The organism is Gibbsiella quercinecans, assembly GCF_002291425.1.
Classification (GTDB): Bacteria; Pseudomonadota; Gammaproteobacteria; order Enterobacterales; family Enterobacteriaceae; genus Gibbsiella; species Gibbsiella quercinecans.
Genome location: NZ_CP014136.1, coordinates 2,145,461 through 2,169,747, shown reverse-complemented (window position 1 = coordinate 2,169,747; position 24,287 = coordinate 2,145,461). Strand labels below are relative to the sequence as shown.

The window sequence follows — 24,287 nt, the reverse complement described above, 5'->3', positions numbered from 1 at the left end:
GCTTAAAGAAAAGAGAAAATGACCAAGAAATATCATCTGCAAATCATCATCGCTATCGTTGCCGTCGCCGTGGTAGCCACCGCGTTTTGGCTGCTGAATCGACCGGAGGCCAGCGCTGATGCGCAAAGCACCGACGATGCCTACGTGCAGGCCGATTTAACGGTGATCGCCCCGCAAGTCTCGGGTGTGATCACCACGGTTTCCGTTGACGACAATCAACAGGTGCAGGCCGGCGCACCGCTGTTTCACATTGACGATCGTGAACTGGCGGTTGCGGTAAGCAATGCGCAGGCCGCCGTCGCGAGCTTCCAGGCGCAGTTGGATCGCCAGCAAAGCGTCATCGCCCAGGCGCGCGCCGCGGTTGGCGCGTCGGGCGCCAATCTCAAACTGGCCGAACGCAACCGCCAGCGTTTCGCCAACCTGGCCCGTGATGGCTCCGGCACGGTGCAGGCGCAACAGCAGGCCGAGGCGGAATGGGCCGTGCAGCGCGCTGCCTATGAGCACGATCAGGCCGGGTTGCGCGCCGCCGAACAGCAGGTAGCTGTGCTGCATGCCGAATGGGAAAAGGCGCGGGCGGCGAAAGCCGATGCCGATTTGAAGCTCTCCTATGCCAGCGTGGCCGCACCGGTCGCCGGCATCGTTGCCCAACGCCATGTGCGCGTGGGCGGCTATGTGCATTCCGGCGAACCCCAGCTCACTCTGGTGCCGCTGGATAATATCTACATCGAAGCCAATTTCCGCGAAACCCAACTGGCGCGCGTGCAGGTTGGTCAACCGGTGGACATTACGGTGGATGCGCTGCCCGGCGTGCGCCTGAAAGGGCACGTGGCAAGCCTGGGGGCGGCCAGCGGCGCGAGCTTCTCGCTGGTGCCGCCGCATAATGCCACGGGCAATTTCACCAAGATTGTTCAGCGCCTGCCGATCCGTATCCGCTTAGAGGGCGGGCAGCCGGCGGCGCAGCAACTGCGGGTGGGGATGTCGGTCACACCGACCGTGCATGTCGCAGGCACCGGCGCAAAATCTGTGTGATGATGCAAGGGGCGTAACCGCCGGTGGCGGTCAACTTACTTTTCTGCAAAGGTGAAATATGCGCGGCTATCAAATGACTTTCTTTACCCAGCAAGACCGCATGCACGGGCGGCTGCCGCTTGCCCAGTGGCTGATTGAAGAGGCCAAACGCCAGGGCCTGCGCGGGGCGACGCTAAGCGGCGCGCTCGGCGGGTTGGGGCATGACGGCGCCATGCATGCGGTCAACCTGTTCGATCTGTCCGATCAGCCCGTGCAGGTCACGCTGGTGGTTTCCGAAGACGAGGCCCAGCACTTTATGCAGGTGTTGGCGCAAGAGCAGGTGAATCTTTTCTATGTTAAGGTCGCCGCTGAATTCGGGGTGCTGGGTGGCGGCCCCACTGCAGAAGCCGGGGGCTGAATCCCCGGCCTGCCATCACTGTTTCAGATTATCCAGCAGCGCCTGATGGAACCTGGCGGGTTCTTCCATCTGTGGCGCATGGCCCAGGCCGGGGAATTCGATCAGCTTCGCGCCGGGGATGCGTTTTGCCGCCTCTTTGCCCAATACCTGATAGTGGCCCAGGCGCGCTTTAACCTCTGGCGGCGCAATATCACTGCCTATCGCCGTGGTATCGGCGGTGCCGATGATCAGGGTGGTGGGCACGCGCAGATCCGGCAGTTCATAATAGATGGGCTGGGTGAAGATCATGTCGTAGATCAGCGCCGAGTTCCATGCCACTTTCTCATGGCCTGGCCCGCTGTTCAGGCCGGCCAGCATATCCACCCATTTATCGTATTCGGGTTTCCAGCGGCCAACATAATAGGTTGTTAACTCGTACTTTCTAACGCTTTGCGCCGAGAGCTTCAGCTCCCGCTGGTACCACTGATCGACGGTGCGGTAGGGCGCGCCCTTGGCCTTCCAGTCTTCCAGGCCTATCGGGTTCACCAGCACCAGTTTTTCCGTTTGTTGTGGGTACATCAGGGCATAGCGCGTCGCCAGCATGCCCCCCGTTGAGTGGCCAATAATAATGGCTTTATCCACGTTGATGCTCTGCAACAGTTGCCGGGTGTTGGTTGCCAATTGCTGGAAGGTGTATTGATAATTTGCGGGTTTGCTGGCGGTGCAAAAGCCGATCTGATCGGGGGCAACTACGCGGTAGCCCTGCGCGGCCAGCGCCTTGATCGTTTGTTCCCACGTGGCGCCGCAGAAATTTTTCCCATGCATCAGCACCACCACCTTGCCATTGGCCTGCGCGGTGGGTTTGATATCCATATACCCCATGCTGAGGCTTTGTTGTTGCGAGATGAAGTTGAAGCGCTGCAATGGATATGGGTATTGGAACCCTTCTAACTGCTCGCCATACGATGCGGCAAACCCCGGCGCCGCGCCCAGGAGTGCGCCCGCCAGGAACAAGCCACTCAGCCATGTTTTAGCCATCTAACGCCCCTTTACCCATGATGTCGGATTTGCCTGAAATTCACTCTACCAGCCGTATTCCGGTGGATAAAGGGGCGCTTCTAAGATTTACGCCGCGCTGGCTTGCTGATGGTGTTGCCGGATCAGGTCGGCGGCCTTTTCGCCAATCATGATGCAGGGCGCGTTCGTATTGCCGCTCACCAGCAGCGGCATAATGGAAGCGTCCGCCACCCGTAGCCCGTCAATCCCATAAACCTGCAACGACGAGGGGGAAACCACGCTCATCGGATCCACCCCCATTTTGCAAGTGCCGACAGGATGGAACACGGTGGCGCCGTAATCACGGACATATTGGTGCAACTGGGCGTCGGTTTGCACCGTATCCCCTGGCAGCATTTCTTTACCGCGTAGCGCGTTGAAAGGCGCCTGCGCCAGAATTTTTCGCGCCAGTTTAATTCCCTCTACCAGCACCGCGGCATCGTGCTCGTCGGCCAGAAAGTTGTAATCGACCACCAGTTGCTTTTGTGGATCGATAGACAGCGAGCCAATGCTGCGCGGTTGCAGTACGCAGGTATGGATGGCGTAGCCGTGCCCCCACTCGAACAGCCTGCCGCGATGGCTACGGTAGCCGGGAACAAAGTGGAACTGTATATCGGGCTGTTCGCCGGCGAGCGGGGTGCGCGCAAAGCCGCCGGCTTCCACATAGTTGGTGGTCATCCAGCCTTTGCCGCGCAGCAGGTAGTTGAACGGGGCGCTGAGCAGTGAACGCCACGCCGCCAGGGAAAACCCCAGCGTCAGCGGGCTGGCGGAGCGAACGGTGACCAACCCATCCAAATGATCCTGCAAGTTTTGGCCAACCCCCGGCAACGCGTGGATCAGCGGGATCCCGGCGGCGGCCAGTTGATCCTGTGGGCCAATACCGGATTTCATCAGAATATGCGGCGAACCGATCGCGCCGGCGCAGAGGATCACTTCCTGGCGGCAACCCAACCGTTGCTCTACGCCGTTTTGCTGTAGCAGCACGCCGACGGTGCGCTTTTCTTCCAGCAACAGGCGCTCTACTTCGCAATCGGTCATCACGGTGAGGTTGGGCCGCTGGCGCTGGGGGTGCACAAAGGCGCGGTAGCTGGAAAGCCGCCGGCCGTCTTTCTGTGTCACGTGGTAAATCCCCACACCTTCCTGATGCGGGCCGTTGAAATCTTCATTTTCGGGCAGACCGATGGCGTTGGCGGCCTGGACAAAACGCTGGGAAACCGGGTTGGGATCGCGCGGGCGGTTTACGCATAATTCCCCATCAAAGCCGTGCCATGCGGCATCCAACTCAAGTTGGTTACGCTCCGACTTTTTAAAATAAGGCAGTACATCTTGCCAACCCCAACCGGCACAACCCGCTTGCGCCCAGCGATCGTAATCGCTCGGCACCCCGCGAATATAAATCATACTGTTCATGGAAGATGAGCCGCCAAGCGCCTTGCCGCGCGGAATATGCAGGCGACGGTTACTCAACCGGGCCTGTGGGGCTGAGTAGTAGTTCCAGCTGTATTTGCGGCTTTTATACAGCGTGATCGTGCCGGCCGGGGTTTTGATACGTGGTGAATTATCGTGGCTGCCGGCTTCGATAAGGCACACGGTAGTGACGCCGTCTTCACTTAGCCGTGCGGCCAGCACTGAACCGGAAGAGCCCGCGCCGATAATGATGTAGTCATAGTTTGCGCTAAACATTGCTGTGGTTTCCTTATCGCTTAAGCCAGGCTCGGGGCCGGTTTTTTCGGGCTAATCAGGTAATAGACCGGGCACACGACCAGCAACCCGATAATCCAGGCGATATCGGCGCCGCCCATTGCGCTGGCGAAGTAGCCGGTGTACAGATCGGTCGAAATAAACGGGATCTGCACCACAATGCCCAGCAGGTAGCAGGCTATCGCCCGTTGGTTGAAGTAACCGTAGATACCGCCATCACGCCGGAAGAAAGAAGGAATGTCATAGCTGCCGTGGGCAATCAGGTAGTAATCCACCAGATTGATGGCGGTCCAGGGGATAAGCACATAGAGCAGCAGCAGGATGAAGTTGGTGTAGTTGGTCAAGAAGTTTTCCTGGCCAAACAGCGCCAGCAACAGCGAGATAAGGAACATCACCAATGCCGTGATCACCCGGGCGCTGGCGCGCGGCGACCACTTGGGCAGCAAAGTTTGACCGATGGTCAATACGGACAGTGTGCCGCAATACAGATTCATGGCATTAGTGGCGGCAATCCCCAGAGAGAAACTGATGATGATCGCGCTGCTGGAGCTGCCGGTCATTGTGTCGATGCCAATGATCGTATCGCTGTTGCCAACGGCAAGGGCCACTATCACACCGAGGATCATCGGGAAGATCGATCCCAGCGTGCAGCCCCAGTAGCTGGCCCAGAACACTTGGCGGTGGTTAACGCCCACCGGCATATAGCGCGAGTAGTCAGAGACATAAGGCGCATAGGCCAGTTGCCACAGCGCAGCGATCGACATAGTGCCGAGGAAGCCGGGCAGCGTACTGTGGTTGCGCGTCAGGAAATCTGCCGGCAGGCCGTGTACAAACAGGATCCAGCCAAAAGCCAACAGCATCATTATGCCGGAAATCCAGGACATAACGCGTGCATAGGCGTGGATCAAGCGGTAGCCAAACGCGGTTGCCAATACGCTGAGCACCCCGACCAGCCAAATGCCTTGGTTGGTGCTGATCGGTTGCCAAACGGTGTGCAGTGCCTGCCCACCGAGCACCAGGTTGGAAGCGAAAAACCCCAGATACATCACCACCACCAATGCGACTACCAGCAACGCACCCCAGGAACCGAACTGGCCGCGGGTTTGTACCATCTGCGGCACGCCCAGTTGCGGCCCCTGCGCGGAGTGCAGGGCCATAAACACCGCCCCGATCAGGTTGCCTACAACGATGGCAGCGGCAGCACCCAAGAATGAAAGCTGGAAAATGGTGACGGCCAGTGAACCGGTGATCACCGTCAGTAACATGATATTGGAGCCAAACCAGATGGTGAACAGATCGCTGACTTTGCCGTGGCGTTCACTGCTGCTAATGGGCTGGATGGTATTGAATTCCACCGTAGCCGCCGTTTGCGAAGGTGCAGGTTGCATAATTGTCTCCGTTATAACCGGGTTAGTCGAACTGGTACCAGGTTGTTTTTAATTTGCTGTACTGCTGCAAGGCATAGAGCGACAGATCGCGGCCAAAGCCGGATTGCTTGTTGCCGCCAAAGGGCAACGTTACGTCCAGGGCATCGACGGTATTAACTGATACCGTTCCGGCATTAAGCTGTGCCGCCACGCGACGGGCGCGAGTGAAATCGCCGGTCCAAACCGAAGCGGCCAGCCCGTAGCACGAATCATTGGCCAGCGCTATCGCCTGTGCCTCATCGTCAAAGGCCTGTACCGTCAGCACTGGGCCGAAAATCTCTTCACGGGCGATCGCCATGGCGGGGGTGACGTGGGTAAAAATGGTGGGTTGGATAAAGTTGTCGCAGCCGTTAATGGTGACGCGGCCGCCGCCTAACAGGCAATGCGCGCCCTCTGCGCGTGCGGCTTCAATTGCCGCCATTACCCGATCGCCGTGCTGGCGATCGACCATCGCGCCGTTGCTGCTGGCGGGATCGAGTGGATCGCCCGGCCGCCAGCGGTTGACGCATGCCTGCAGCTCGGTGAGGAAGGGTTCATAGATGCTGCTTTGCACCAACAGGCGCGAGTTGGCGGAACAGACTTCCCCTTGGTTATAGAAGATGGCCTGGGCGGCTTTTTCCGCCGCTAACGGCAGGTTGGCGCAGTCGGCGAACACCAGATTGGCGCTTTTGCCACCGCACTCCAGCCACACCGGCTTCAGGTTTGACTGGGCGGAATAGTCCATGAAGTATTTGCCCACTTCTGTCGAACCGGTAAAAGCCAGTGCGTCAATGTCAGGGTGCAGCCCCAGGGCCTTACCGGTTACCTCGCCACGCCCGGGTAGCACGTTGAATACGCCCGGCGGGATCCCGGCCTCAACGGCTAGTTTGGCTAACAACAAGGCGCTGAACGGGGTTTGCTCTGACGGCTTTAAGATCACGCTGTTGCCCATCGCCAGCGCGGGTGCGGTTTTCCAGGCGGCAATATCCAGGGGGAAATTCCAGGGCACTACCGCAGCTACCACACCCAGAGGTTCGCGCGTGATGGTCGCCAGTGCACAACTGTCGGTTGGGGCAATCTGGTCATAATGTTTGTCCAACGTTTCGGCATACCAGGCAAAGACGTTGGCCGCACCGGGGACATCGGCGTGCAGCGCATCGCCGATCGGTTTACCCATGCTGAGTGATTCCATCAGCGCCAGTTCGTTTTGGTGTTGGAGTATCAGCGCTGAGAGTTTTAACAATACGGCCTTGCGTGCTTTGGGGGAGCGCTGCGCCCATACCCCTTCGGCCACGCGCTGGCGGGCGACGTGCACTGCCCGATCGACGTCCGTTGCATCGCAGGCGGCAACGTGCGCCAGCAGTTGTCCGGTGGCCGGGTTGATACAGGGCAGCGTGTTGCCTTCGGACGCAGCGGAAAATTCACCGTTAATAAAAGCGCCGGTGGGCAGAACCAAATCGGCGGCGCGTTGGCGCCAGGTGCTGATGGTATCGTCAGGCATTTTTACTCCCACAGCGATCGATAGAATGTGGGGAAAAATATGCATCAGCGCTTTCTGGGGCGAAATAATGAAAAATATCGCCACTGGATAATAAAAAGCAGTGCACGCACCACGGGCCATCGCCAGCGGGGTAATGGTGCAAGGCCAGTTTTTTGCTGCCTGGTTTATCGTTTTTTTATTGTGTGGATAAATCACATAAATAACAGTGTGTTATCTCTGACGGTGGTGCCAAGGCGCGCCAAAGCTGATGGGCATAGGCCTCTCTCTGCGCGGCAGTCAACGTGGCGCTGGCGTTATTAATTATTAAGTTTCAATAGATTAGTGTGGAAAAGTCGTTTTGCTTCATGTTGGTGCGATGTTTTTTAACAATCGGCACAAATAAATAACCACAAGCCAAATCCATTTACTATTTTGCAGCATGAAATGCCATTGTTATTCCTTCAATTCCGGCCGCTGGGGGCATCTGCCTGGCCAGCCAGGTGGGTTGCTGGCATAGGAGTTGCTTAAGTTCCGTACCATCGCTTTTTTATACTTAGAACAATAAAAAGACGTGTTTTTTTATCGAGGTAGTAAGACATGGCTCATTTCACTCTGCGTCAATTAAAGTATTTCACCACCGTGGTGGAAACCAAAAGCATCGCCGAGGCTTCGCGCCAACTGCACATCGCCCAGCCTTCCATCTCCACTGCGGTTAAAAATCTGGAGGACAGCTTCGGTATTCAGCTGTTTATCCGCCACCACGCCCAGGGGGTTTCCCTGACATCCAGCGGCAAGCGTTTCTATTACAAAGCCCGCGAACTGCTGCGCCAGTCGTGGGCGTTTGAGCAAAACGCGATGGCCGATAACGACGTCGTCGCGGGTAAAATTTCCGTTGGCTGCTTTGAAACCGCTGCACCGGTGTTTCTGCCGCAAATGATGCGCGGCTTCCAGCGGCGCCATCCGGGCATCGAGGTGCAGATCCATGATGGCGAGCAGAATGAGCTGGTTCAGGGGCTGCACAGCGGGCGTTTTGATCTGGCGATCCTCTACCGCCACGATCTGGACGACGGCATCGCCACTGAGAGGCTGAACGCACCGTCCAAGCCTTATGCGCTGCTGCCCATTGGCCACCCGTTGGCGCTGCGCAGTTCGGTCACGCTTGATGAACTGAGCCGTGAACCGATGATCCTGCTGGATGTGGTGCCCAGCCGCGACTATTTCGTGAATATTTTCCGCGAGAACGGGCTGATGCCGAAGATTGCCTATAGCTCGCCGTCGATTGAAATGGTGCGCTGCATGGTCGGGCAGGGCTTTGGCTTTTCTTTGCTGGTCACCCGGCCTTTTACCCCCATCACCTATGACGGCAAGCAAGTGGCGATGGTCGAAGTGCTGGGGGATATTACCGGCTCGCAACTGGTGCTGGCATCGCTGCGCCACAATCCGATGACCAAACCGGCGCAGCTTTTTGCCGATTATTGCAAAGAGCAGTTGTTAATGCCGGGCGAGATGGATATCCCGCCGGGGAAAGTGGCTTAAGATGTAGCCTTGCTCCGTTTTGGCGTGGATAGCCTATACGCCTTGCGGTTTTTCGACGCGGTGCGCAGCAGATCGCGGATGGTGCGGATCAGGATCTCTTTGCTGCGCCCGCGGCGGAAAATCAGCGAAAACGGCGCCTGGTAACCGTAGTCGGTGGGCAACATGGCGCGCAGCCGCCGCTTTTCCACCCAGGGCAGCGCATAGTGCTCCGGCAGGTAGCCGATATATTTCCCGGACAGGATCAACAGCAGCTGCGCTTCCATACTCTCTACCGTTGCAGTGCTTTGCTTGAAGCCGCGCCGGCCAAGATCGGAAGGGCTCCAATAGCTGCGCGTCACCATTTTCATCTGCGCAATGTGCGCCACTTTCGGGTGGCGGATATCAAACAGCTCATGCTGATCGCTGCAGTACAGCCAATGCTGCTCACGGTACAGCGGGTGGTTAATCACGCTGTTGCTTTGCAGCGGGAAAGTGCCGACCGCCACATCCAGTTCATTGTCCAAAATGCCTTGCAGCAGCGCGTGCGGGCTTTTTATCTGCAGGTTGATGTGTACCAGCGGGAAGCGATCGCTGAAGCTGGCGATGGCGCCGGCGATCGGCAACATCGGGTCGGTGACGGTGGAATCGATCACGCCCAGCCGCAAAATGCCGCCCTGTTCCCCCTTGAGGGAGTCCGTATAGCGTTCAAAGTCTTCCAGGTTGTGCAGCAGGTTCAGGCTTTGCTGCAAAAAGGCATCCCCTTTCGGGGTGAGGGCGAAGCCGCCGCGGCCGCGCGTGCACAGCACAAAGCCCAGCTTTTCCTCCAGCTCGCTCATGTAATTGCTGATGGCGGAAGCCGTCAGGTTCAGCTCTTGCTGGGCGCGGGCGTAACCCTGATGTTTGGCCACGGTGGCGAAAATATACAGCAATCTTAGGTTAGGTATTTTTCCCATAAACATCAGTGCCTTTTTATTCGTATAAGAAAAATTTACTTCAGGAATAACTGAACTGATTTTTTCTATTCTGCTATTTTTCCCCACGCGCCGTCTACTGCACTATTTCCCTATGTACGCCGGGCCTATCCCCGCCTGGCGATGGCGCAGATGGGAGAGTTTTACAATGGCGACACGTGATTACCACCCCCGGAGCAGTGCGGATAACCCGCAGCCGCAAAGCGCGGATGAGATACCGCGCTATGCCGGGCTGCCGACGTTTTTCCGCCTGCCGGTGGGCGCCCAGGCCGATGCTCTGGATATTGCGCTGGTGGGCGTGCCCTGGGATGGCGGTACCACCAACCGCGCTGGCGCCCGCCACGGGCCGCGCGAGCTGCGTAACGCTTCCAGCTTGATACGCCGCGTTCACCCGGTCAGCCTGCTTTCCCCCTACGATCTGGCGCGCGTCGGCGACATCGGCGATGTGCCGGTGAACCCGATCGACGTGATGGATAGCCTGGCGCGTATCGAAGCCTTTTATCAGGAACTGGTGGCACAACAAACGATACCGCTCACCGCCGGCGGCGATCATCTCACCAGCTTGCCGATCCTGCGTGCATTGGGGCGCGCCCAGCCCGTGGGCATGATCCATTTCGATGCCCATTCCGATACCAACGACAGCTATTTTGGCGGGCAGCGTTTCACCCATGGCACGCCGTTCCGCCGGGCGATCGAAGAAGGGGTTTTGGATCCTACGCGCACGGTGCAGATCGGTATTCGTGGTTCGCTGTACGCTGCGGACGACGGCGCTTTTGCGGCTAAAAGCGGTATCACCGTGATCCCGATGGAACAGGTTGCCCGTGAGGGGATCGACGCGGTGATGGCGCGTGCGCGGCAGATCGTCGGCAGCGCGCCGACCTACGTCAGTTTTGATATCGATGTGCTTGATCCGGCCTTTGCCCCCGGTACCGGCACGCCGGAAATCGGCGGCCTGACGTCGCTACAGGGGCAGCAATGCCTGCGCCACCTGGCCGGCCTGAACCTGATCGGCGCGGATGTGGTGGAGGTTTCGCCGCCGTTCGATCAGGGCAACCTGACCAGCCTGACCGGCGCCACCATGATGTTCGAACTGCTTTGCCAGCTTGCCGGCGCTTACCACCGGCGTATTTCCTCTTCCGTTTTGCAGGAGTGACACCATGAAATTACCCGTTACCGCACGGCGCAGCCTGCGTTGCACCGCATTACTTTCCCTGCTGCTGGGCAGCCTGAGTGCGCAGCCGGCGCTGGCCGCCGAAGCGGTCCCGACGCTGACGTCGGGCGTACTGAAAGTGGGCATTGAAGTGGCCTATCCGCCGTTTGAATCCTGGCAGGGTGACAAAGTGGTGGGCTTTGATGCCGAGCTGGCGGCGCTGTTGAGCAAGCACTTGGGCACCCGCCTGGCGCTGGCCGATACGCAGTTTTCCGGCCTGATCCTGGGGCTGAATGCCGCCCGCCATGACGCGGTGATCTCGGCCCTGTATGTGACGGCAGAACGTACCGCCCAGGCTGATGCCATCCCGTATGCCGATACCGGCGCCTATATTCTGGTGCGCAGCGATAGCGCCGTGAAGCCGAAAGACGAAAAAGCGCTGTGCGGCCTGACCGTTGGCTTGCAACAGGGCACGGCATGGGTGAAGCAACTGCAGGATCTTTCCAGTGATTATTGCCTGGCCAACGGCAAAGCGGCGATCGCCGTGAAAGAGTACCCCACCGCGCCGGAAACGTTGCAGGCGCTGTTGGCCGGCCACATCCAGGCACAGGTGGACATGGCCGGCGCCGCGCGTATGTTTGTTGAACGCAGTCGCGGGCGGGCAGCCATCAGCTCCCCTGCGATCATCTATCCGCAGACGCTGGGCATTTACGTCAAAAAGGGCAATCAGGCCCTGCTGGGCGGGTTGAAAACGGCGCTGCAGACCATTCGCGACAACGGCGAATACGCTGCGCTGTTAGCCAAATATCAGCCCTATGGGATTACCGATACCGCGGCGCGGTAATGCGCCGCCGGGTTGTGTTCGGCTGCGAAAGTGAGTGTGGATATTGTGATGATGTTTGACTGGGCCTATTTCGTTTCTTTGTTTTCCCTGAGCGCCTTCTGGCAGGCCAGCGCCACCGTGGTGGAGCTGAGCGTGCTGAGCTGGCTGATTAGCCTGGTGCTGGGGTTTATTGTTGCCAGCGCCCGTCAGGCCAGGCCGGCCTGGCTGCGCGGTGCCAGCCAGGTGTATATCTGGCTGTTTCGCAGCGTGCCGTTACTGGTGCTGGTGGTGTTTATCTATAACCTGCCGCAGTTGTTCCCGGCTGCCGGCGGCCTGTTGGGCAACGCCTTTATCGCCGGGCTGGTGGCGACCGTGCTGGCGGAAACGGCCTACATGGCGGAAATTCACCGTGGCGGCTTACTTTCCGTGGTCAAAGGCCAGCATGAGGCGGGCCATGCGCTGGGGATACGTTTTCTCGGCGTGCAGCGGCTGGTGATTATTCCGCAGGCGCTGCGCATTGCGCTGCCTGCGCTGGTGAATGAATTTATCACCATTGTTAAACAGACTTCGTTGATCTCGGTGATCTCCCTGCCGGAGCTGTTGATGACCGGCCAGCGCCTGTATGCCCAGAACTTCCTGGTGATGGAAACGCTGGCGGCGGTCGCGGTGTATTACGTGCTGATCGTGTCGGTGTTTAGCGTGCTGTTCCAGCAGATTGAGCGCCATGTCAATGTGCAGGCGCGCCGGCCGCAGACGCTGGCTGAGCCGGCGCTGGCGGCGCTGCGTGAGGCTGCCCGGCCGTTGCCGCTGCGGCCGCCGGCCCAGCGCCCTGGTGAACCGTCGGCATTGTTGATGAAAAATATCCACAAAGCGTATGGCGCGCACCATGTACTGAAAGGGATCCAACTGGCGGTGGCGCCGGGCGAGGTGATCAGCATTATCGGCCCGTCAGGATCCGGCAAAACGTCGTTGATCCGCACCGTCAACGGCCTGGAAACGCTGGATCAGGGCGAGATCATCCTGTTTGGCGAAAGCTACATCGTCGCCGGTTCCCGGCGGGAAACCGCCGAAATGCGCAGCGGCATCCGCCGTATTGGCATGGTGTTCCAGAGCTTTAACTTGTTCCCGCACCGCACCATTTTGCAGAATGTGATGCTGGCCACCCGCTACCATCTCCAGCCGGCGGATGAGGCGGCACGGCGTGCGCAGGCGCTGTACCTGCTGGATAAGGTCGGGCTGCTGGCTCACGCCGAAAAGTATCCCCATCAGCTCTCCGGCGGCCAACAGCAGCGGGTGGCTATCGCCCGGGCGCTGGCGCTGTCACCGGATATCATGTTGTTCGATGAGCCAACGTCGGCGCTGGATCCGGAACTGGTGGGCGAGGTGCTGAAAGTCATCGGCGATCTGGCCCGTGAAGGCATGACCATGCTGATCGTTACCCATGAAATGGACTTCGCGCTGGCGATTTCCGATCGGGTGGTGCTGATGGAGCAGGGCGTCATCCAGGCGGATGCTTCCCCGGCGGCGATCCGCAGCGGCGAAGCTGAGCCGGCGTTGCAGCGTATCCGCCAGTTTATGGGGGTGACGGAGAGCGCGGTGGCCTGATAGCCGCTTAACGCCATAAAAACGCCGCCGCGCTTGCCAAATAAAGGCCCGCGCGGCGCTTTATTTCAACCCGAATAGTGCCGCTTATTTTAACTTCTGCAAACCGATTATTTCCTGCCTGGAAACGTTCCCGTTTTTTCATTTGCTTGAATCGCGTTCCTCAATAAATCACTGACGGTAGGTGAGGCAACAGCCAACAAATAAATCAGGTAAATGGGTATTATTTAGATTCCCGACGGGAATATATTATTAATTTCCTGTAATAATCACGCTGCCAGTGTGTAACTTTCCTGCTCATAGCTATTTACCCTGCGATTTCACATGCAGGCATTAGCCATTGATGATATTAATTACTATAATTAAATCCGCGAGTGATATATTCGAACGGCATTCCCATGCTATTCGAATAATCTCTTTTGTTTTTTATTAGCAGGACATATAAAAATATGTTTAAAAAATTGTTTCAACCCGAGAAAATTAACCAATGTGTTATTCCTAACAGACTGGTTGTCCCGGCCATGGTAACCGACCTCTGCAACAGCGATGGCACCGCTACGGACCGCTATATCGCTTACCATGAAGAAAAGGCCAAAGGGGGCTGGGGTTTAATTATCACAGAGAACTACGCTGTTAATGAAAATGCGATGGGATGTAAATATATTGGCGGCCTGTGGCGCGATGAGCAAATTCCCAGCCATAAAAAATTAACAGATACCGTCCATAAATATGACAGTAAAATATTTGCGCAGATTTATCATGCCGGCCGGCAAACATCCAGCCAGTTGAATGGTGGTGTTCAACCGGTGGCGCCTTCGGCTATTCCCTGCCCGGCATTGCAGGAAATGCCAAGAGAATTAAACATTGAGGAAATCCAGCAAATCGTCAACGAGTTTGGCGATTGCGCCCGCCGGGTAAAACAAGCCGGTTTTGACGGGGTGGAAATTCACGCCGGGCATGGTTATTTGATTGCGGAATTTTTATCCCCTTATGCCAATAAAAGAACCGATAAATATGGCGGTAGCCTGGATGGCCGCATTCGCTTCCTGCAGGAAATTTATCAAACGGTGCGCCGCGAAGTGGGTGACGATTATCCGGTCACCATTCGCCTTTCTGCGGATGAAGGCTTTGTCGGCGGGCGCGATATCTCTGAATCCCGCGTGCTGGCGCAGATCTTCGATGACTGGGGCGTTGATGCGTTGCACGTCACCATGGGGGTGTATGGCGAGCACAATAAATCCTGCACCGTGCCGCCGATGTATGTCGGCCACGCCTGGGCCGTCTCGTTTTCCGAAGAGCTGAAGAAAACCATCAAGATGCCGGTGATTACCGTCAACCGCATTAACGATCCGCGCATGGCCGACAACGTACTGGCGTTGGGCAAAGCTGATTTCATCGCCATGGGGCGTGGTTCACTGGCCGATCCACACCTGCCGAACAAAGCCAAAGCCGGCGATCTGGCGTCGATCCGCTATTGCATTGGCTGCATGCAGGGCTGTTTGGCCAGCCTGCCGCTCGGCGTGCCGTTCACCTGCCTGGTTAATCCTTCGCTGGCACGCGAAGGCTCGCTGGATTACAGCAAAGTGGCGCAGCCGAAGCGCGTATTTATCGCCGGCGCCGGCCCTGCCGGGCTGGAAGCCGCGCGCGTTGCCGCGATGCGTGGCCACAAGGTGACGCTGTTTGAAAAAAACGGCCATCTGGGCGGGCAGTTCCGCTCTGCGGCATTCCCGCCGGGCAAGGGCGAACTGGCGACCTACACCGCCTGGTTGGCGCGTGAACTGGAAAAACTGAACGTTGAGATCCGCTTCAACACCCCACTGACTAAAGAGATCGTGGCGCAAAGCCAGCCGGATTCGGTGATCGTCGCGACCGGCGGCGAGCCTTCGGTGCCGCCGATTAAGGGCATCAAACAATCTCACGTGGTGTTGGCCGAAGACGTGCTGTTGGGTAATGTCACCACCGGCAAACGGGTGGTGATTGCCGGCGGTGGTGAAGTGGGGGGCGAAACCGCAGCGCACCTGGCGATGCAGCAAAAAGAGGTTGCCGTGGTGGAAATGCGCGATCGGCTGCTGCAGGAGCTGGACGGCGTCAGCAAGCTGCACCTGATGGCGCTGTTGAACGAATATGACGTAAAGCAGTTCGTCAATACCAAGCTCTGCGAGATCGAAGAAGGCCAGGTGGTGTTGGAAAATGCCGACGGGCAGTTCTCGCTGGCTGCGGATACCGTGGTGGTTGCGTTGGGTTATCGGCCGGTGAATACGCTGGCGGAGGAACTGCGCGATGTGGTTGATGCGCCGATTGTGATCGGTGGCGCGGTGAAAACCAGTAATGCGCTGATTGCGGCACGCGAAGGTTTTGATGCCGGTATGGCGATCGCCTAAGCGGGCGCCTGCGCCGTACGCGGATATGCATTCACGCTGATAAAAAATGCCGGCCAGGGAAACCTGGCCGGCATTGTGCTTTTTGCTTGCCGTAATGGGGCTAACGGCCGGCGCTTAGGCGTTGATGTTCACCACCAAAGGCGTATCCAACGCCAGTTTTGCGGTACGGGCTTTTAGCCAGATGCTGCCGCTTGCGTCGATATGTATCGCTTCGCCCTGGTGCTGGAACAGCGCTTCCACCGATGCCATATGGATGGCAATCCTGGATTTCCCCACGCTGATGTTGCGTACGGCGCTATCGGTTGCACGAATGCGGAAATAGATAAAGTCGTACAGCGGATAGTCATACTTCTGCGGCGCGATGGTGAGGGTGCGCTCGCCTTCCCCCGTGGCGGCCTGACGGACATCAATCACCGAGAAAGCGCCGTCGCGTTCTGCGCTGCGGGTTACGCCGCCGTCATCCCAGTAGAGTTGGTAGCGGCTTTTGGCCGCCTTGCCCAGCGGATATACCGAGAGCACCAGCGGCTGCTGATACTTATCCAGCACCTGAATGTTCTTGAAAGCAGCCTGCAAATCTGCCTGCGCATGCCGTTCAGGAATGATGGCGCCTTCGCGGATAAACACCGGCAGGCTGGTGATGTCGGCGGTGATTTTCAGCCGTTGCCCGCTGGCGATCGGGTGGGCGATATCCACGCTGTCTTCCATCACGTTATAGCGGTACCAGTTGATTGCCTGCCCCTGCTCGCCATGCGGGAAGTAAACCGCTTTTTCCGCCGTATAGTGTTTTTCCTCGCCGGCCGGGCTGCTGGTCATGATCGGCGCGACCAGCACCGTGCGGTCGATAAAGAACTGGGTCGCCAGAATATCGCGTTGGGCATCGCTGAAGATCGCATCGTCGCCCTGCCACAGACACATGGCCTTGATCAGCGGAGCGCCGGTTTGCGTGTTTTGATACATCGCATCGTACAGCAGGTGGTGCCAGCGCACGCGGAAGCGGATAAAGGCCGTCATGATGCTGCTGAAGGTATCATCGTTCGCCGTTGCTGCAGACGTGTAATGATAAATCTCCTGATAGGCTTTCATCGCGTCATAGTGGTTGCGCATCCAGGGCTGGAGACAGGCGGCCTGCACCCAACGCGTCATCAGCTCCGGCTCGCAAACGGCGCCGATATCCACATCCTCCGGCCCTAATACCAGGCGGTCATAAACCATCGGGTTATGGTTGCGGTAGTTTTTATCGCCGTAGAAGGTGCTGGCCGGATCGGCCGGCGCTTCGCCGGGCGCAAAGCCGCCGACGTCCGCCCCGGCGATCGGCAGGCCGGACATACCCAGGTTAAGCACCAGCGGGACGGTGGCCTGCAGGTGGTGCCAGGTGGAGGCGTTATCGCCGATCCAGTGGCCGGCATAATGTTGCAGGCCGGGATAGCCGCTGCGGCAGATGATATAGCTGCGTTTATAGCCCTTTAATGTCTCTTCATGCGCTATCAGGCCGTGCTCGTAGGACGCACGCGCCAACATGTAGGCGTGGAAGTTGCGCAGCTCGACAAACGGGGTTTTGCGGCCGTCGCCAAAGCGCGGATCGGTCAGGTGCAACTGGCCGTGATAGCTGCGCCAGTTGAAGGTGTTGGTGCGGCGGCGGTCGTCGCTCGGTGCTTCCCCGGTCAGCGACCAGCCAAACTGGTTGCGCGGCGATTCGGTGTCGGCGAAGTTTTTGCCGTCTTCGACGTGTGGCATGGCATCCGGCACCGTCATATCCTGCCAGACGAAGCCCAGCCCGTTTTTAAACAGGTAGGCGTACTGATCGCCCCAGAAGCGGGCGGCCGCCGGGTTACCGTAATCGGTCACGACCGAGCCGATCATGTCGCGTTCGCCGGTCTGCACGTTGATCCCGTAATCCAGCACCAGCAGGTTTTGATCCGGGTAGTTGGTTTCGCCGATCCGGCTGTAGCTCAAGCCGGGATAGTCGCTTTCACGCCGGGGGCCGCGGAATTTGCGCAGGTTGGCTTCACCTTCGTTCTGCACGCAGTAGCCGTTGCGGATCAGGCCTTCGGCGGTGCCGTACTGTTTTTTGCCGCTGTTGGTCGGATCGTAGGCCACTTTATCGGCGCGGATAAACGGCGTGATATTGGTCTGGCACTGCAGATCAAACTGGGTGATCCAGTCAAACACCGAGATCCCCTGATCGACCTTACCGCTCGACCAGAAGCTGTCTTTGATGGTGAAGACTTTTTTGTCTTCCTGCACGTCGATGTCCACGCCCAGCCCCTCGATCGGGATCTCTGCGTCGCGGTGGCCCTTCACAAGATCCTCAATGTAGACTTTATTCGGATCTTTTTCGTTCTGCGGGCGCAGCAGGCCAAGGCTGCCGTATTTGGCCTGGAAGTAACCGAAGATGTACTTCGGTGGCATGACGGAGCGATCGTTCAGTTGGTGTTTGCCTGCCGCCAGATCCCCTTGCCCCATCAGATAGGTAAAGGCATCCAGCACGTTGGCCGCCTGGGCGGCGAACATATAGTGGCCATCGAACTCGCCGTGCTGCACGCCGGCTTCCACCGCCGTGGCGTCGCGCAGCGCGCTTTTGAGCGAGAAATAGCTTTGCCCGGTGTTGTCCAGGAACACGCCGAGAAACTGTTTGCTGCCGTTGAGCGTAGATTTTTCGATGTAAAACGGCGCGTTGAGGTACATCGGCACGCAGGAGGTGGCCTTGAACGCGTCTTTATAAGGCACGCTCTGTGGGAAGACTTCCGGCTGGTTGTACCACAGGTTGTCGTAGTTGTAGCAGGTGACCTGCGAGCCGCTGTGATCGAGCCGCGCACAGCCCTTGTAACCATAGCAGTCCTGTTGGGTGCTGCCGGTAGCGGGGTTGTGTCTGCCCGTCAGGTTGTAGCTGAGGATCTCACCCAAGCCGAAGTAATGGGTGGCATGTTCCGCTTTGCGTTTCATGTTCACCACGGTGCCGACTTCCGGGCTGGCGTGGCACAGCGGGCCGGAAGAGATATCGGTGACGGCGCCGTCGGCCAGGCGTTTAACCTGTATCGAAAGCAGCCCGTCGTCGGCCCGGACAAATTGGACTTGGATCGTGTGCAACTGGATGCTGGCGCCATGCCGGTTCCAGCGCAGGATCGGTTGATAGCCCGCCGCTTGCTCATGCTGGCGGATGTGCGTGAGCCGTTCTACCTCCACCGGGCCGTACACCTTGTTCGGGTAATCGGCGAACGAGGCGGCACCAGGGTTGAAGCGCACTCTGAACGCATCTTTCTGGCAGGACGTCACCTGCAGCACCAGGCAGACATCGCGCCCGCTATTTTCCGCGCCGTTTTTGGCTTTGGCCCTGGCGTTGATGTAGAGCGTCCAGTCGTTATTGAAGCCGTTGGGCGAGTGGGGTTTGCCGTCCCAATAAACCGCATACAGTTCAATATCATTACCCACGGACCAGTCTTCGACCGGCACATAATCATAGGTGTTATAGGAGCGCCATGATGCGGGAAGTTCTCTGTTTTTCATTACTATGCTGTCCTTGTTGGCGATCAGTTGTTGTCCGTTGAACGGTGAAATTCAAAGGCGACCCAAATGCTGTCGGTGTCGGCATAGTACTGATGGGGCGGGTAGAAGAAGCAGGGATCGTCCATGCTGGCGTTTTTAGCAATGTCGGATTCCCCTTTCCAGGCGTTGTAGTCGGTCACCAGCGGCATCGGCAGGTGAGTATTGCCGGGCGCCAGCCGGAATTCTTCGTACATTTCCGGGAAGGCTTTGCCGGTATCAAATGGCGAGAACATGCCGCCTTCGGGCTGAATGGCGCGGTTATTGGTGACGGCTGCACGGGCTTTGGCCATATCGGTGAATTTCTGCATGCGGCCAAAGCCGATCAGTTGGGTATGGACTTCCAGCAGATTGCTGCCATGCGCCGCATGGATCCCGGCGTCCGATCCGGCCGGCAGCCACCACAGGTTGACATACAATTCGTAAGGCAGCGCCTTGCTGCCCGCCGGCGCAGGCAGGCCGACCAGTTGCCACGGGTTCACCTGGATTTTGTGGGCCAGGTGGAGCTGGTTTGAGATCCACAACGGCAGATCGGGCATCCCGGCGGGATAGGCATATTTGGCCCATTGGGTTTTATTGCCAAAGATACCCGATTCCACATTGCGGGTGCTGCGAACCTGGATCAGCGAGATCAGGCCGTTGGCGGAGGCATCCGCCGTGGTGATAACGGCGCCAGCCCGGATAATCACGCTTTGGAGCGGCGGGATGGCGCGGCGCAGTGGGCTATCGTGCAGCAGGTTATTATTCACCTGTTCGGTGGCGGCCACGAAAACGGCCTGTGGCCCCAGGTTGGTCAAGATCACGTCGGCGTTGGCCTGGTGGGCAAACAGGCCGGTGGTGTTGAATTCGTGCAGGTTGCTGACCATCACCCCATGAATTTGCTCCCCATTAAACGGGTATTCCGAGACGATATTCTCCCCGGTGCCTGGCGTTTTGGTCAGGGTGGTGGGGGCCGCCGGGTTGGCGGCTGGATCGCGTGGGCTATTTGCCGCAGGGCACGCGGCGCTAATCACGCCCGGTGGGCATTGGGCCGGGGCGGCTTTGCCGGCGGCGCCGTTAGCCAGCGCTTTCTGCCCGCCAACCAGCGCCACCGAGCCGGCCACGCAACCGCCATACATCAGGAATTTGCGCCGCGACAGCGAATGCCGCGTCTCGCCTTGCGCTGAAGGTTGCCTTTCTGCTTTGCGTTTATTTTCGTGTGTTTTCATCGTTGCCTCTAAGTATTTATGAGCTTAAAAATTCTTTTTCCCTGCCTGGTAAAGCAGGCTGGCGTTAACTGGGTGGCCGCTTTGGCGGCAGTGACCGGACGCGAAATATTTTCGGTAATGATTATTGAATGCATTACCGCGCTGGATTGCTGGCCGCGTTTTTGATGGATATTTTTGGTGGCAGCCAATAATCAGCGCTAAAAACAAGTCGGTCATCGTTGCCAAATAACGCCTTATTCTGCTGGAGCGGGTACGCGAATATCCGCCTTCCGGGCGCAATGAAACATAGCCTGGATCCATGCCAGGTTAAATGGAATTAAGAGCCAGAGAATGGCGCACAGGAAGTATCCTGGTCTTATTCAGGAATAGGATCCACAGCGCGGCTATCGGCTGCTAAAATTAAACAGTCGATTCTGGTTTCATCACGGCACAGTGTATTCCACAAGGAATATTGCATCATCACGCTGCACGCCGTCATCATTCGGCAATAATAAATTACCGAAGTTATTCTCTGGCTAACTATTTAATTCCACTAGGCCGTCTTCATTTAAAACAGTATGCGATGGTTTAATTTCGGCTAACTGCTTAATGATGATGGGGTTGCGGAGCAAATAGTCACGGTGGGTTAATGCGCCAGGCGCGATGGCCATGAGCGCGAATATTACGCGGTAAAGTGAATGGGTTCATACGACGGATGGTTAAAAGATTTTTGGTCATAAGGCATTTTTAAGCAGTTTTCCGCACCAGTACACCGCCGCTTTAGTTGCAAGCGCTGGGCTGTCTGTTCTTGGCTAAAACAGTTGCGTTGTATTGGAACACGGCACCCACTATCTCCAAATATAATTATCCCTAGTTATAGAGGTAATTTCTCTCAATATCCAGTCTTGTGGCTTTTTTGCTGGCGAATTTTGCCGTTTTTTTGTCACTTCACTTTTTTTTGTTTTATTTAAAAGAAAAATGGTTACCGTTATTTTTCCATTGGTAATGAAGTTGAAAACAAGATGCATGCTTAATTTAAATTAATGATATGGTATTTAACATTTATTTTTTTGGCCGGGCATGGCATAGAGGGCAGTAGAATAAAAATGTGGCGGCTTATTATATACCCAAAATAATTCAAGCCGCAGAGCAAATACGTTTTTTGAACAGCGCACTGCGCCGCTTTCCGGCAGCGCAGCACGTTACAACGGTTTTTTAATCGGGAACTCGGCGAAGGGCTTGATCTCTTTGAGCACGAACATGCTTTGCATCTCTTTGATACCGGGCAGGCGCCGGATCACGGCCATGGCAAATTCGGCGTAGGAATCCAGATCCCGTGCCACCACCTGCAGCAGGAAGTCGGCATCGCCGCCGATGCTGTAACAGGCCACCACATCGTCCAGATCGGTCACGTCTTGCTCAAAGCGTTTGGCTTCCGCTTCGCTATGGCTGTCGATGCTGACCCGAACAAACACCATGACGCCCAGGCCGATTTTACGGCGATCCAGCACGGCCCGGTAGCTCTGGATCACTTCATCGTCTTCCAGTTGCCGCACTTTGCGCCAGCAGGGGGATGCCGACATGCCAATGGTTTCGGCCAGTGCCTGATTGGTGATGCGCGCATCCTGCTGCAGCAGGGAGAGGATTTTAATGTCTGTCGGATTTAGCTTGCTGTTTGGCATAACGTTCCTATTATTCGCGGTTTAAAGGTAAATACTACCCTTATTGGCTGGTGCGAACACGTTAAAAGGTCACTTTTACCCGGCGAGATCCCACATACTATTCCCGATGAATACGCGCGCTGCAGCAGCGGTTTTTTAATTTGGATAATCAAGGATCAACGATGAAGTTTGATGTGAACCTGCATAAATGCACGATCGTGATTGATAAATCGCTCAGCACCGGTCTTGCCATCAACGCCGCCAGTGTGATTGGCATTAGCTTTGGCAGAACGGTCGGAAATTTGGTGGGGCCGGATAAGGCAAGCCAGGACGGCGTGGTGTATCCCGGCGTGATCTATGCGCCTTTGCCCGTGCTGTTGGCTGAAGGCGACTATCTGCGCCAATTACAGCGCCGCGCCCAGGAGGAAGGGGATATCCACAGCATGCCGTTTAGCGCGCTGGCGCAATCCTGCCGAACCTATACCGAGTACGGCGAGCGGCTCTCGGCAGCCGGCTATGAAGATATCGCGTTGGTTGCCATTGGCCTGATTGGGCCAAAAAAGAAAATCACCAGTATGACCGGGCACCTGCCGCTTTTCCGCTGAAGCCGGGAGCCGGGCCGGCGCATAAAAAAACCCGCCTTGATGAGAGGCGGGTTTTGTCTTCCCGGGGCCGGTTAAGCCTGGTTCACCGGTTTGGCTTCACCGGATAAAAACGATTTCTCGTAAGCGAGCGCTTTTTCGCTGTCGAACTGGCCTTCCCACTTGGCGATGACCAGCACGGCCAGCGCATTACCGATCACGTTCAGGGCGGTACGCGCCATATCCATAATACGATCGACGCCGGCGATGAACGCCAGGCCTTCCAGCGGAATGCCCACGCTGCCCAGCGTGGCGAGCAGCACCACGAAGGACACGCCTGGCACGCCGGCAATCCCTTTCGAGGTGACCATTAACGTCAGCACCAGGAGAATCTCTTGCCCCAGGGATAGCTCGATGCCATACAGCTGGGCGATGAAGATTGCCGCGATACTTTGGTATAGCGTAGAACCATCCAGGTTGAATGAATAACCGGTCGGCACCACAAAGCTGGTGATCGCTTTCGGGGCGCCGTAGGCTTCCATTTTCTCGATGATGCGTGGCAGCACCGTTTCAGAGCTGGCGGTGGAGTAGGCCAGGATCAGTTCGTCTTTCAGAATGCGGATCAGCGTCCAGACGCGCAGTTTGCACAGCCGCGCCACGATGCCCAACACCACCAGGGCGAAGAAGGCGATGGCCACGTAAACCAGCACCACCAGTTTTGCCAGCGGCAGCAGCGAAGCAAAGCCGAAGTTGGCTACCGTCACCGAGATCAGGCCAAACACCCCGATCGGCGCATAACGCATGATCATGTGGGTGACTTTGAACATGCTCTCCGAAACCGCTTTGAACACGTTCAGCAGCGGTTCTTTGGTTTGTTTTGGCAAGGATGACAGCCCCAGGCCAAACAGCACCGAGAAGAAAATGATCGGCAGCATGTCGCCTTTCGCAATGGAAGCGAACACGTTCGACGGGATCAGCGAAAGAATGGTCACCACCAGGCTGTGCGAGCCGCTTTGCACCTGCTCGGTGGTTTTTTCATATTGTGAGATATCGACGGTGCTCAACGTCGACATATCGATACCGTGACCGGGTTGAAAAACATTGGCCAGCGTCAGCCCCACCACAATGGCGAAGGTGGTGATCACTTCGAAATAAAGAATGGTTTTCAACCCGATGCGGCCAAGTTTCTTGGTGTCGCCAACGCCGGCAATTCCCACAATCAGCGTGGAAATAACGATTGGCACAACAATCATTTTGATCAGCCGAATAAAAATATCCCCTGCCGGGCTAAGGATATTACTGACCAGCCACTCCCGGGATTCGGCCTGATTATGCAGCACTGCTCCAACGATAACACCTAATATCAGTGCGATCAGAATTTGCCAAGCCAGGCTAATTTTTACATTTTTCATACCCAAAAAAGTCCTCAATGACCCCATCCAGAATATGCAGCGGGCGCCGCATTCCGGATGGAATACTTAATCATTTGATACAGGCTTATGTTAATTCGAACTCCGCGCTCACCTGCCCTTCGTGTGGCGCAGTATAAATCTTTACCATCTGAACGGCGGTTTCTGCAAGACTTGTTTTATTCGTGGTAACGGCGTGGCAACGTGGTAAATTTGCCGCAGAAAAATCGCGCTCTACATAACTATCTGTTATTAAAAACATAACTTTATAATTAATGAATATCAAGGCGACCGGTTTGTTTATTTTGTAAGCGAAATAAATTTGCGTTATTCTGCGGTTAAAATGCATATTTAGTCTCTGCGGTTTGTTTGTTTATTGTTAATTTTTTGTTTTATTACCGCGCGCAGTTAGCCTTTTT

19 protein-coding genes are annotated in these 24,287 nt (G+C 56.9%); 8 read left to right on the top strand and 11 right to left on the bottom strand.

Annotated features, from left to right (window positions below; genetic code table 11):
* The first annotated feature begins 18 nt into the window (after nt 1-18).
* Entirely contained in the window at nt 19-1,029 is a 1,011-nt protein-coding gene (locus ACN28Q_RS10055; protein WP_095846225.1) for an HlyD family secretion protein, read from the top strand.
* Between the two features lie 58 nt (nt 1,030-1,087).
* Entirely contained in the window at nt 1,088-1,426 is a 339-nt protein-coding gene (locus ACN28Q_RS10050; protein WP_095846224.1) for a DUF190 domain-containing protein, read from the top strand.
* Nucleotides 1,427-1,441: 15 nt separating this feature from the next.
* Here the strand turns inward: ACN28Q_RS10050 and ACN28Q_RS10045 are convergent, their stop codons facing one another.
* From ACN28Q_RS10045 to ACN28Q_RS10030, 4 genes are all read right to left on the bottom strand, one after another.
* Nucleotides 1,442-2,443: an alpha/beta fold hydrolase gene (locus ACN28Q_RS10045; RefSeq protein ID WP_095846223.1), complete on the bottom strand. Its 1,002-nt coding sequence runs from the start codon at nt 2,441-2,443 to the stop codon at nt 1,442-1,444.
* Between the two features lie 87 nt (nt 2,444-2,530).
* Nucleotides 2,531-4,144 (bottom strand): GMC family oxidoreductase, encoded by a 1,614-nt coding sequence (locus ACN28Q_RS10040; RefSeq protein ID WP_095846222.1) that lies wholly within the window; start codon nt 4,142-4,144, stop codon nt 2,531-2,533.
* 20 nt (nt 4,145-4,164) lie between these two features.
* The gene (locus tag ACN28Q_RS10035) at nt 4,165-5,550 is read right to left on the bottom strand and encodes a purine-cytosine permease family protein (RefSeq protein ID WP_095846221.1); all 1,386 of its coding nucleotides are present in this window, start codon (nt 5,548-5,550) and stop codon (nt 4,165-4,167) included.
* 22 nt (nt 5,551-5,572) lie between these two features.
* A complete protein-coding gene (locus ACN28Q_RS10030; protein WP_095848986.1) occupies nt 5,573-7,069 on the bottom strand; it encodes an aldehyde dehydrogenase in 1,497 nt (498 codons plus the stop codon).
* Nucleotides 7,070-7,645: 576 nt separating this feature from the next.
* Between ACN28Q_RS10030 and ACN28Q_RS10025 the strand changes: the two genes are divergently transcribed.
* Nucleotides 7,646-8,584 (top strand): LysR family transcriptional regulator, encoded by a 939-nt coding sequence (locus tag ACN28Q_RS10025; protein ID WP_095846220.1) that lies wholly within the window; start codon nt 7,646-7,648, stop codon nt 8,582-8,584.
* Here the strand turns inward: ACN28Q_RS10025 and ACN28Q_RS10020 are convergent.
* Nucleotides 8,581-9,522 (bottom strand): LysR family transcriptional regulator, encoded by a 942-nt coding sequence (locus ACN28Q_RS10020; RefSeq protein ID WP_095846219.1) that lies wholly within the window; start codon nt 9,520-9,522, stop codon nt 8,581-8,583. The two genes, ACN28Q_RS10025 and ACN28Q_RS10020, sit on opposite strands and share 4 nt — an antisense overlap.
* A 160-nt stretch (nt 9,523-9,682) precedes the next feature.
* On the opposite strand from ACN28Q_RS10020, the gene speB reads away from it, so the two are divergent.
* From speB to ACN28Q_RS10000, 4 genes are all read left to right on the top strand, one after another.
* Entirely contained in the window at nt 9,683-10,687 is a 1,005-nt protein-coding gene (gene speB, locus ACN28Q_RS10015) for an agmatinase (RefSeq protein WP_095846218.1), read from the top strand.
* A gap of 4 nt (nt 10,688-10,691) precedes the next feature.
* Nucleotides 10,692-11,528 (top strand): transporter substrate-binding domain-containing protein, encoded by an 837-nt coding sequence (locus ACN28Q_RS10010; protein WP_095846217.1) that lies wholly within the window; start codon nt 10,692-10,694, stop codon nt 11,526-11,528.
* Between the two features lie 48 nt (nt 11,529-11,576).
* Entirely contained in the window at nt 11,577-13,112 is a 1,536-nt protein-coding gene (locus ACN28Q_RS10005; protein WP_095846216.1) for an amino acid ABC transporter permease/ATP-binding protein, read from the top strand.
* Nucleotides 13,113-13,558: 446 nt separating this feature from the next.
* Complete coding sequence (locus ACN28Q_RS10000; RefSeq protein WP_095846215.1) at nt 13,559-15,490, top strand: oxidoreductase; 1,932 nt, start codon at nt 13,559-13,561, stop codon at nt 15,488-15,490.
* Nucleotides 15,491-15,604: 114 nt separating this feature from the next.
* On the opposite strand, the gene ACN28Q_RS09995 is transcribed toward ACN28Q_RS10000, so the two are convergent.
* From ACN28Q_RS09995 to ACN28Q_RS09980, 4 genes are all read right to left on the bottom strand, one after another.
* Nucleotides 15,605-18,994, bottom strand: coding sequence for a TIM-barrel domain-containing protein (locus ACN28Q_RS09995; protein WP_095846214.1), 3,390 nt, complete (start codon nt 18,992-18,994; stop codon nt 15,605-15,607).
* A gap of 23 nt (nt 18,995-19,017) precedes the next feature.
* Entirely contained in the window at nt 19,018-20,238 is a 1,221-nt protein-coding gene (locus tag ACN28Q_RS09990; RefSeq protein WP_095846213.1) for a hypothetical protein, read from the bottom strand.
* Nucleotides 20,239-20,262: 24 nt separating this feature from the next.
* Nucleotides 20,263-20,463, bottom strand: coding sequence for a hypothetical protein (locus tag ACN28Q_RS09985; protein ID WP_131929001.1), 201 nt, complete (start codon nt 20,461-20,463; stop codon nt 20,263-20,265).
* A gap of 956 nt (nt 20,464-21,419) precedes the next feature.
* On the bottom strand, nt 21,420-21,899 hold the full coding sequence (locus ACN28Q_RS09980) for an Lrp/AsnC family transcriptional regulator (protein ID WP_095846211.1): 480 nt from the start codon (nt 21,897-21,899) through the stop codon (nt 21,420-21,422).
* Between the two features lie 161 nt (nt 21,900-22,060).
* Here ACN28Q_RS09980 and ACN28Q_RS09975 point away from each other — a divergent pair, with 161 nt between their 5' ends.
* Nucleotides 22,061-22,483 (top strand): DUF2000 domain-containing protein, encoded by a 423-nt coding sequence (locus ACN28Q_RS09975; protein WP_095846210.1) that lies wholly within the window; start codon nt 22,061-22,063, stop codon nt 22,481-22,483.
* Nucleotides 22,484-22,554: 71 nt separating this feature from the next.
* On the opposite strand, the gene gltP is transcribed toward ACN28Q_RS09975, so the two are convergent.
* Nucleotides 22,555-23,871, bottom strand: a complete 1,317-nt coding sequence (gene gltP, locus ACN28Q_RS09970; protein ID WP_095846209.1) for a glutamate/aspartate:proton symporter GltP — start codon at nt 23,869-23,871, stop codon at nt 22,555-22,557.
* An 85-nt stretch (nt 23,872-23,956) separates the two neighbouring features.
* The gene (locus ACN28Q_RS09965) at nt 23,957-24,217 is read right to left on the bottom strand and encodes a hypothetical protein (RefSeq protein ID WP_095846208.1); all 261 of its coding nucleotides are present in this window, start codon (nt 24,215-24,217) and stop codon (nt 23,957-23,959) included.
* Nucleotides 24,218-24,287: the final 70 nt, after the last annotated feature.

Bases quoted from the DNA above. Each gene is read 5' to 3' on its own strand.
- speB (WP_095846218.1), top strand. From the start codon at position 9,683: ATGGCGACACGTGATTACCACCCCCGGAGCAGTGCGGATAACCCGCAG.
- ACN28Q_RS10020 (WP_095846219.1), bottom strand. From the start codon at position 9,522: ATGTTTATGGGAAAAATACCTAACCTAAGATTGCTGTATATTTTCGCC.
- ACN28Q_RS10010 (WP_095846217.1), top strand. From the start codon at position 10,692: ATGAAATTACCCGTTACCGCACGGCGCAGCCTGCGTTGCACCGCATTA.
- ACN28Q_RS09965 (WP_095846208.1), bottom strand. From the start codon at position 24,217: ATGCATTTTAACCGCAGAATAACGCAAATTTATTTCGCTTACAAAATA.
- ACN28Q_RS09980 (WP_095846211.1), bottom strand. From the start codon at position 21,899: ATGCCAAACAGCAAGCTAAATCCGACAGACATTAAAATCCTCTCCCTG.
- ACN28Q_RS10050 (WP_095846224.1), top strand. From the start codon at position 1,088: ATGCGCGGCTATCAAATGACTTTCTTTACCCAGCAAGACCGCATGCAC.
- ACN28Q_RS10045 (WP_095846223.1), bottom strand. From the start codon at position 2,443: ATGGCTAAAACATGGCTGAGTGGCTTGTTCCTGGCGGGCGCACTCCTG.
- ACN28Q_RS09975 (WP_095846210.1), top strand. From the start codon at position 22,061: ATGAAGTTTGATGTGAACCTGCATAAATGCACGATCGTGATTGATAAA.
- ACN28Q_RS09995 (WP_095846214.1), bottom strand. From the start codon at position 18,994: ATGAAAAACAGAGAACTTCCCGCATCATGGCGCTCCTATAACACCTAT.
- gltP (WP_095846209.1), bottom strand. From the start codon at position 23,871: ATGAAAAATGTAAAAATTAGCCTGGCTTGGCAAATTCTGATCGCACTG.
- ACN28Q_RS10000 (WP_095846215.1), top strand. From the start codon at position 13,559: ATGTTTAAAAAATTGTTTCAACCCGAGAAAATTAACCAATGTGTTATT.
- ACN28Q_RS09990 (WP_095846213.1), bottom strand. From the start codon at position 20,238: ATGAAAACACACGAAAATAAACGCAAAGCAGAAAGGCAACCTTCAGCG.
- ACN28Q_RS10005 (WP_095846216.1), top strand. From the start codon at position 11,577: ATGATGTTTGACTGGGCCTATTTCGTTTCTTTGTTTTCCCTGAGCGCC.
- ACN28Q_RS10025 (WP_095846220.1), top strand. From the start codon at position 7,646: ATGGCTCATTTCACTCTGCGTCAATTAAAGTATTTCACCACCGTGGTG.
- ACN28Q_RS10055 (WP_095846225.1), top strand. From the start codon at position 19: ATGACCAAGAAATATCATCTGCAAATCATCATCGCTATCGTTGCCGTC.
- ACN28Q_RS10035 (WP_095846221.1), bottom strand. From the start codon at position 5,550: ATGCAACCTGCACCTTCGCAAACGGCGGCTACGGTGGAATTCAATACC.
- ACN28Q_RS10030 (WP_095848986.1), bottom strand. From the start codon at position 7,069: ATGCCTGACGATACCATCAGCACCTGGCGCCAACGCGCCGCCGATTTG.
- ACN28Q_RS10040 (WP_095846222.1), bottom strand. From the start codon at position 4,144: ATGTTTAGCGCAAACTATGACTACATCATTATCGGCGCGGGCTCTTCC.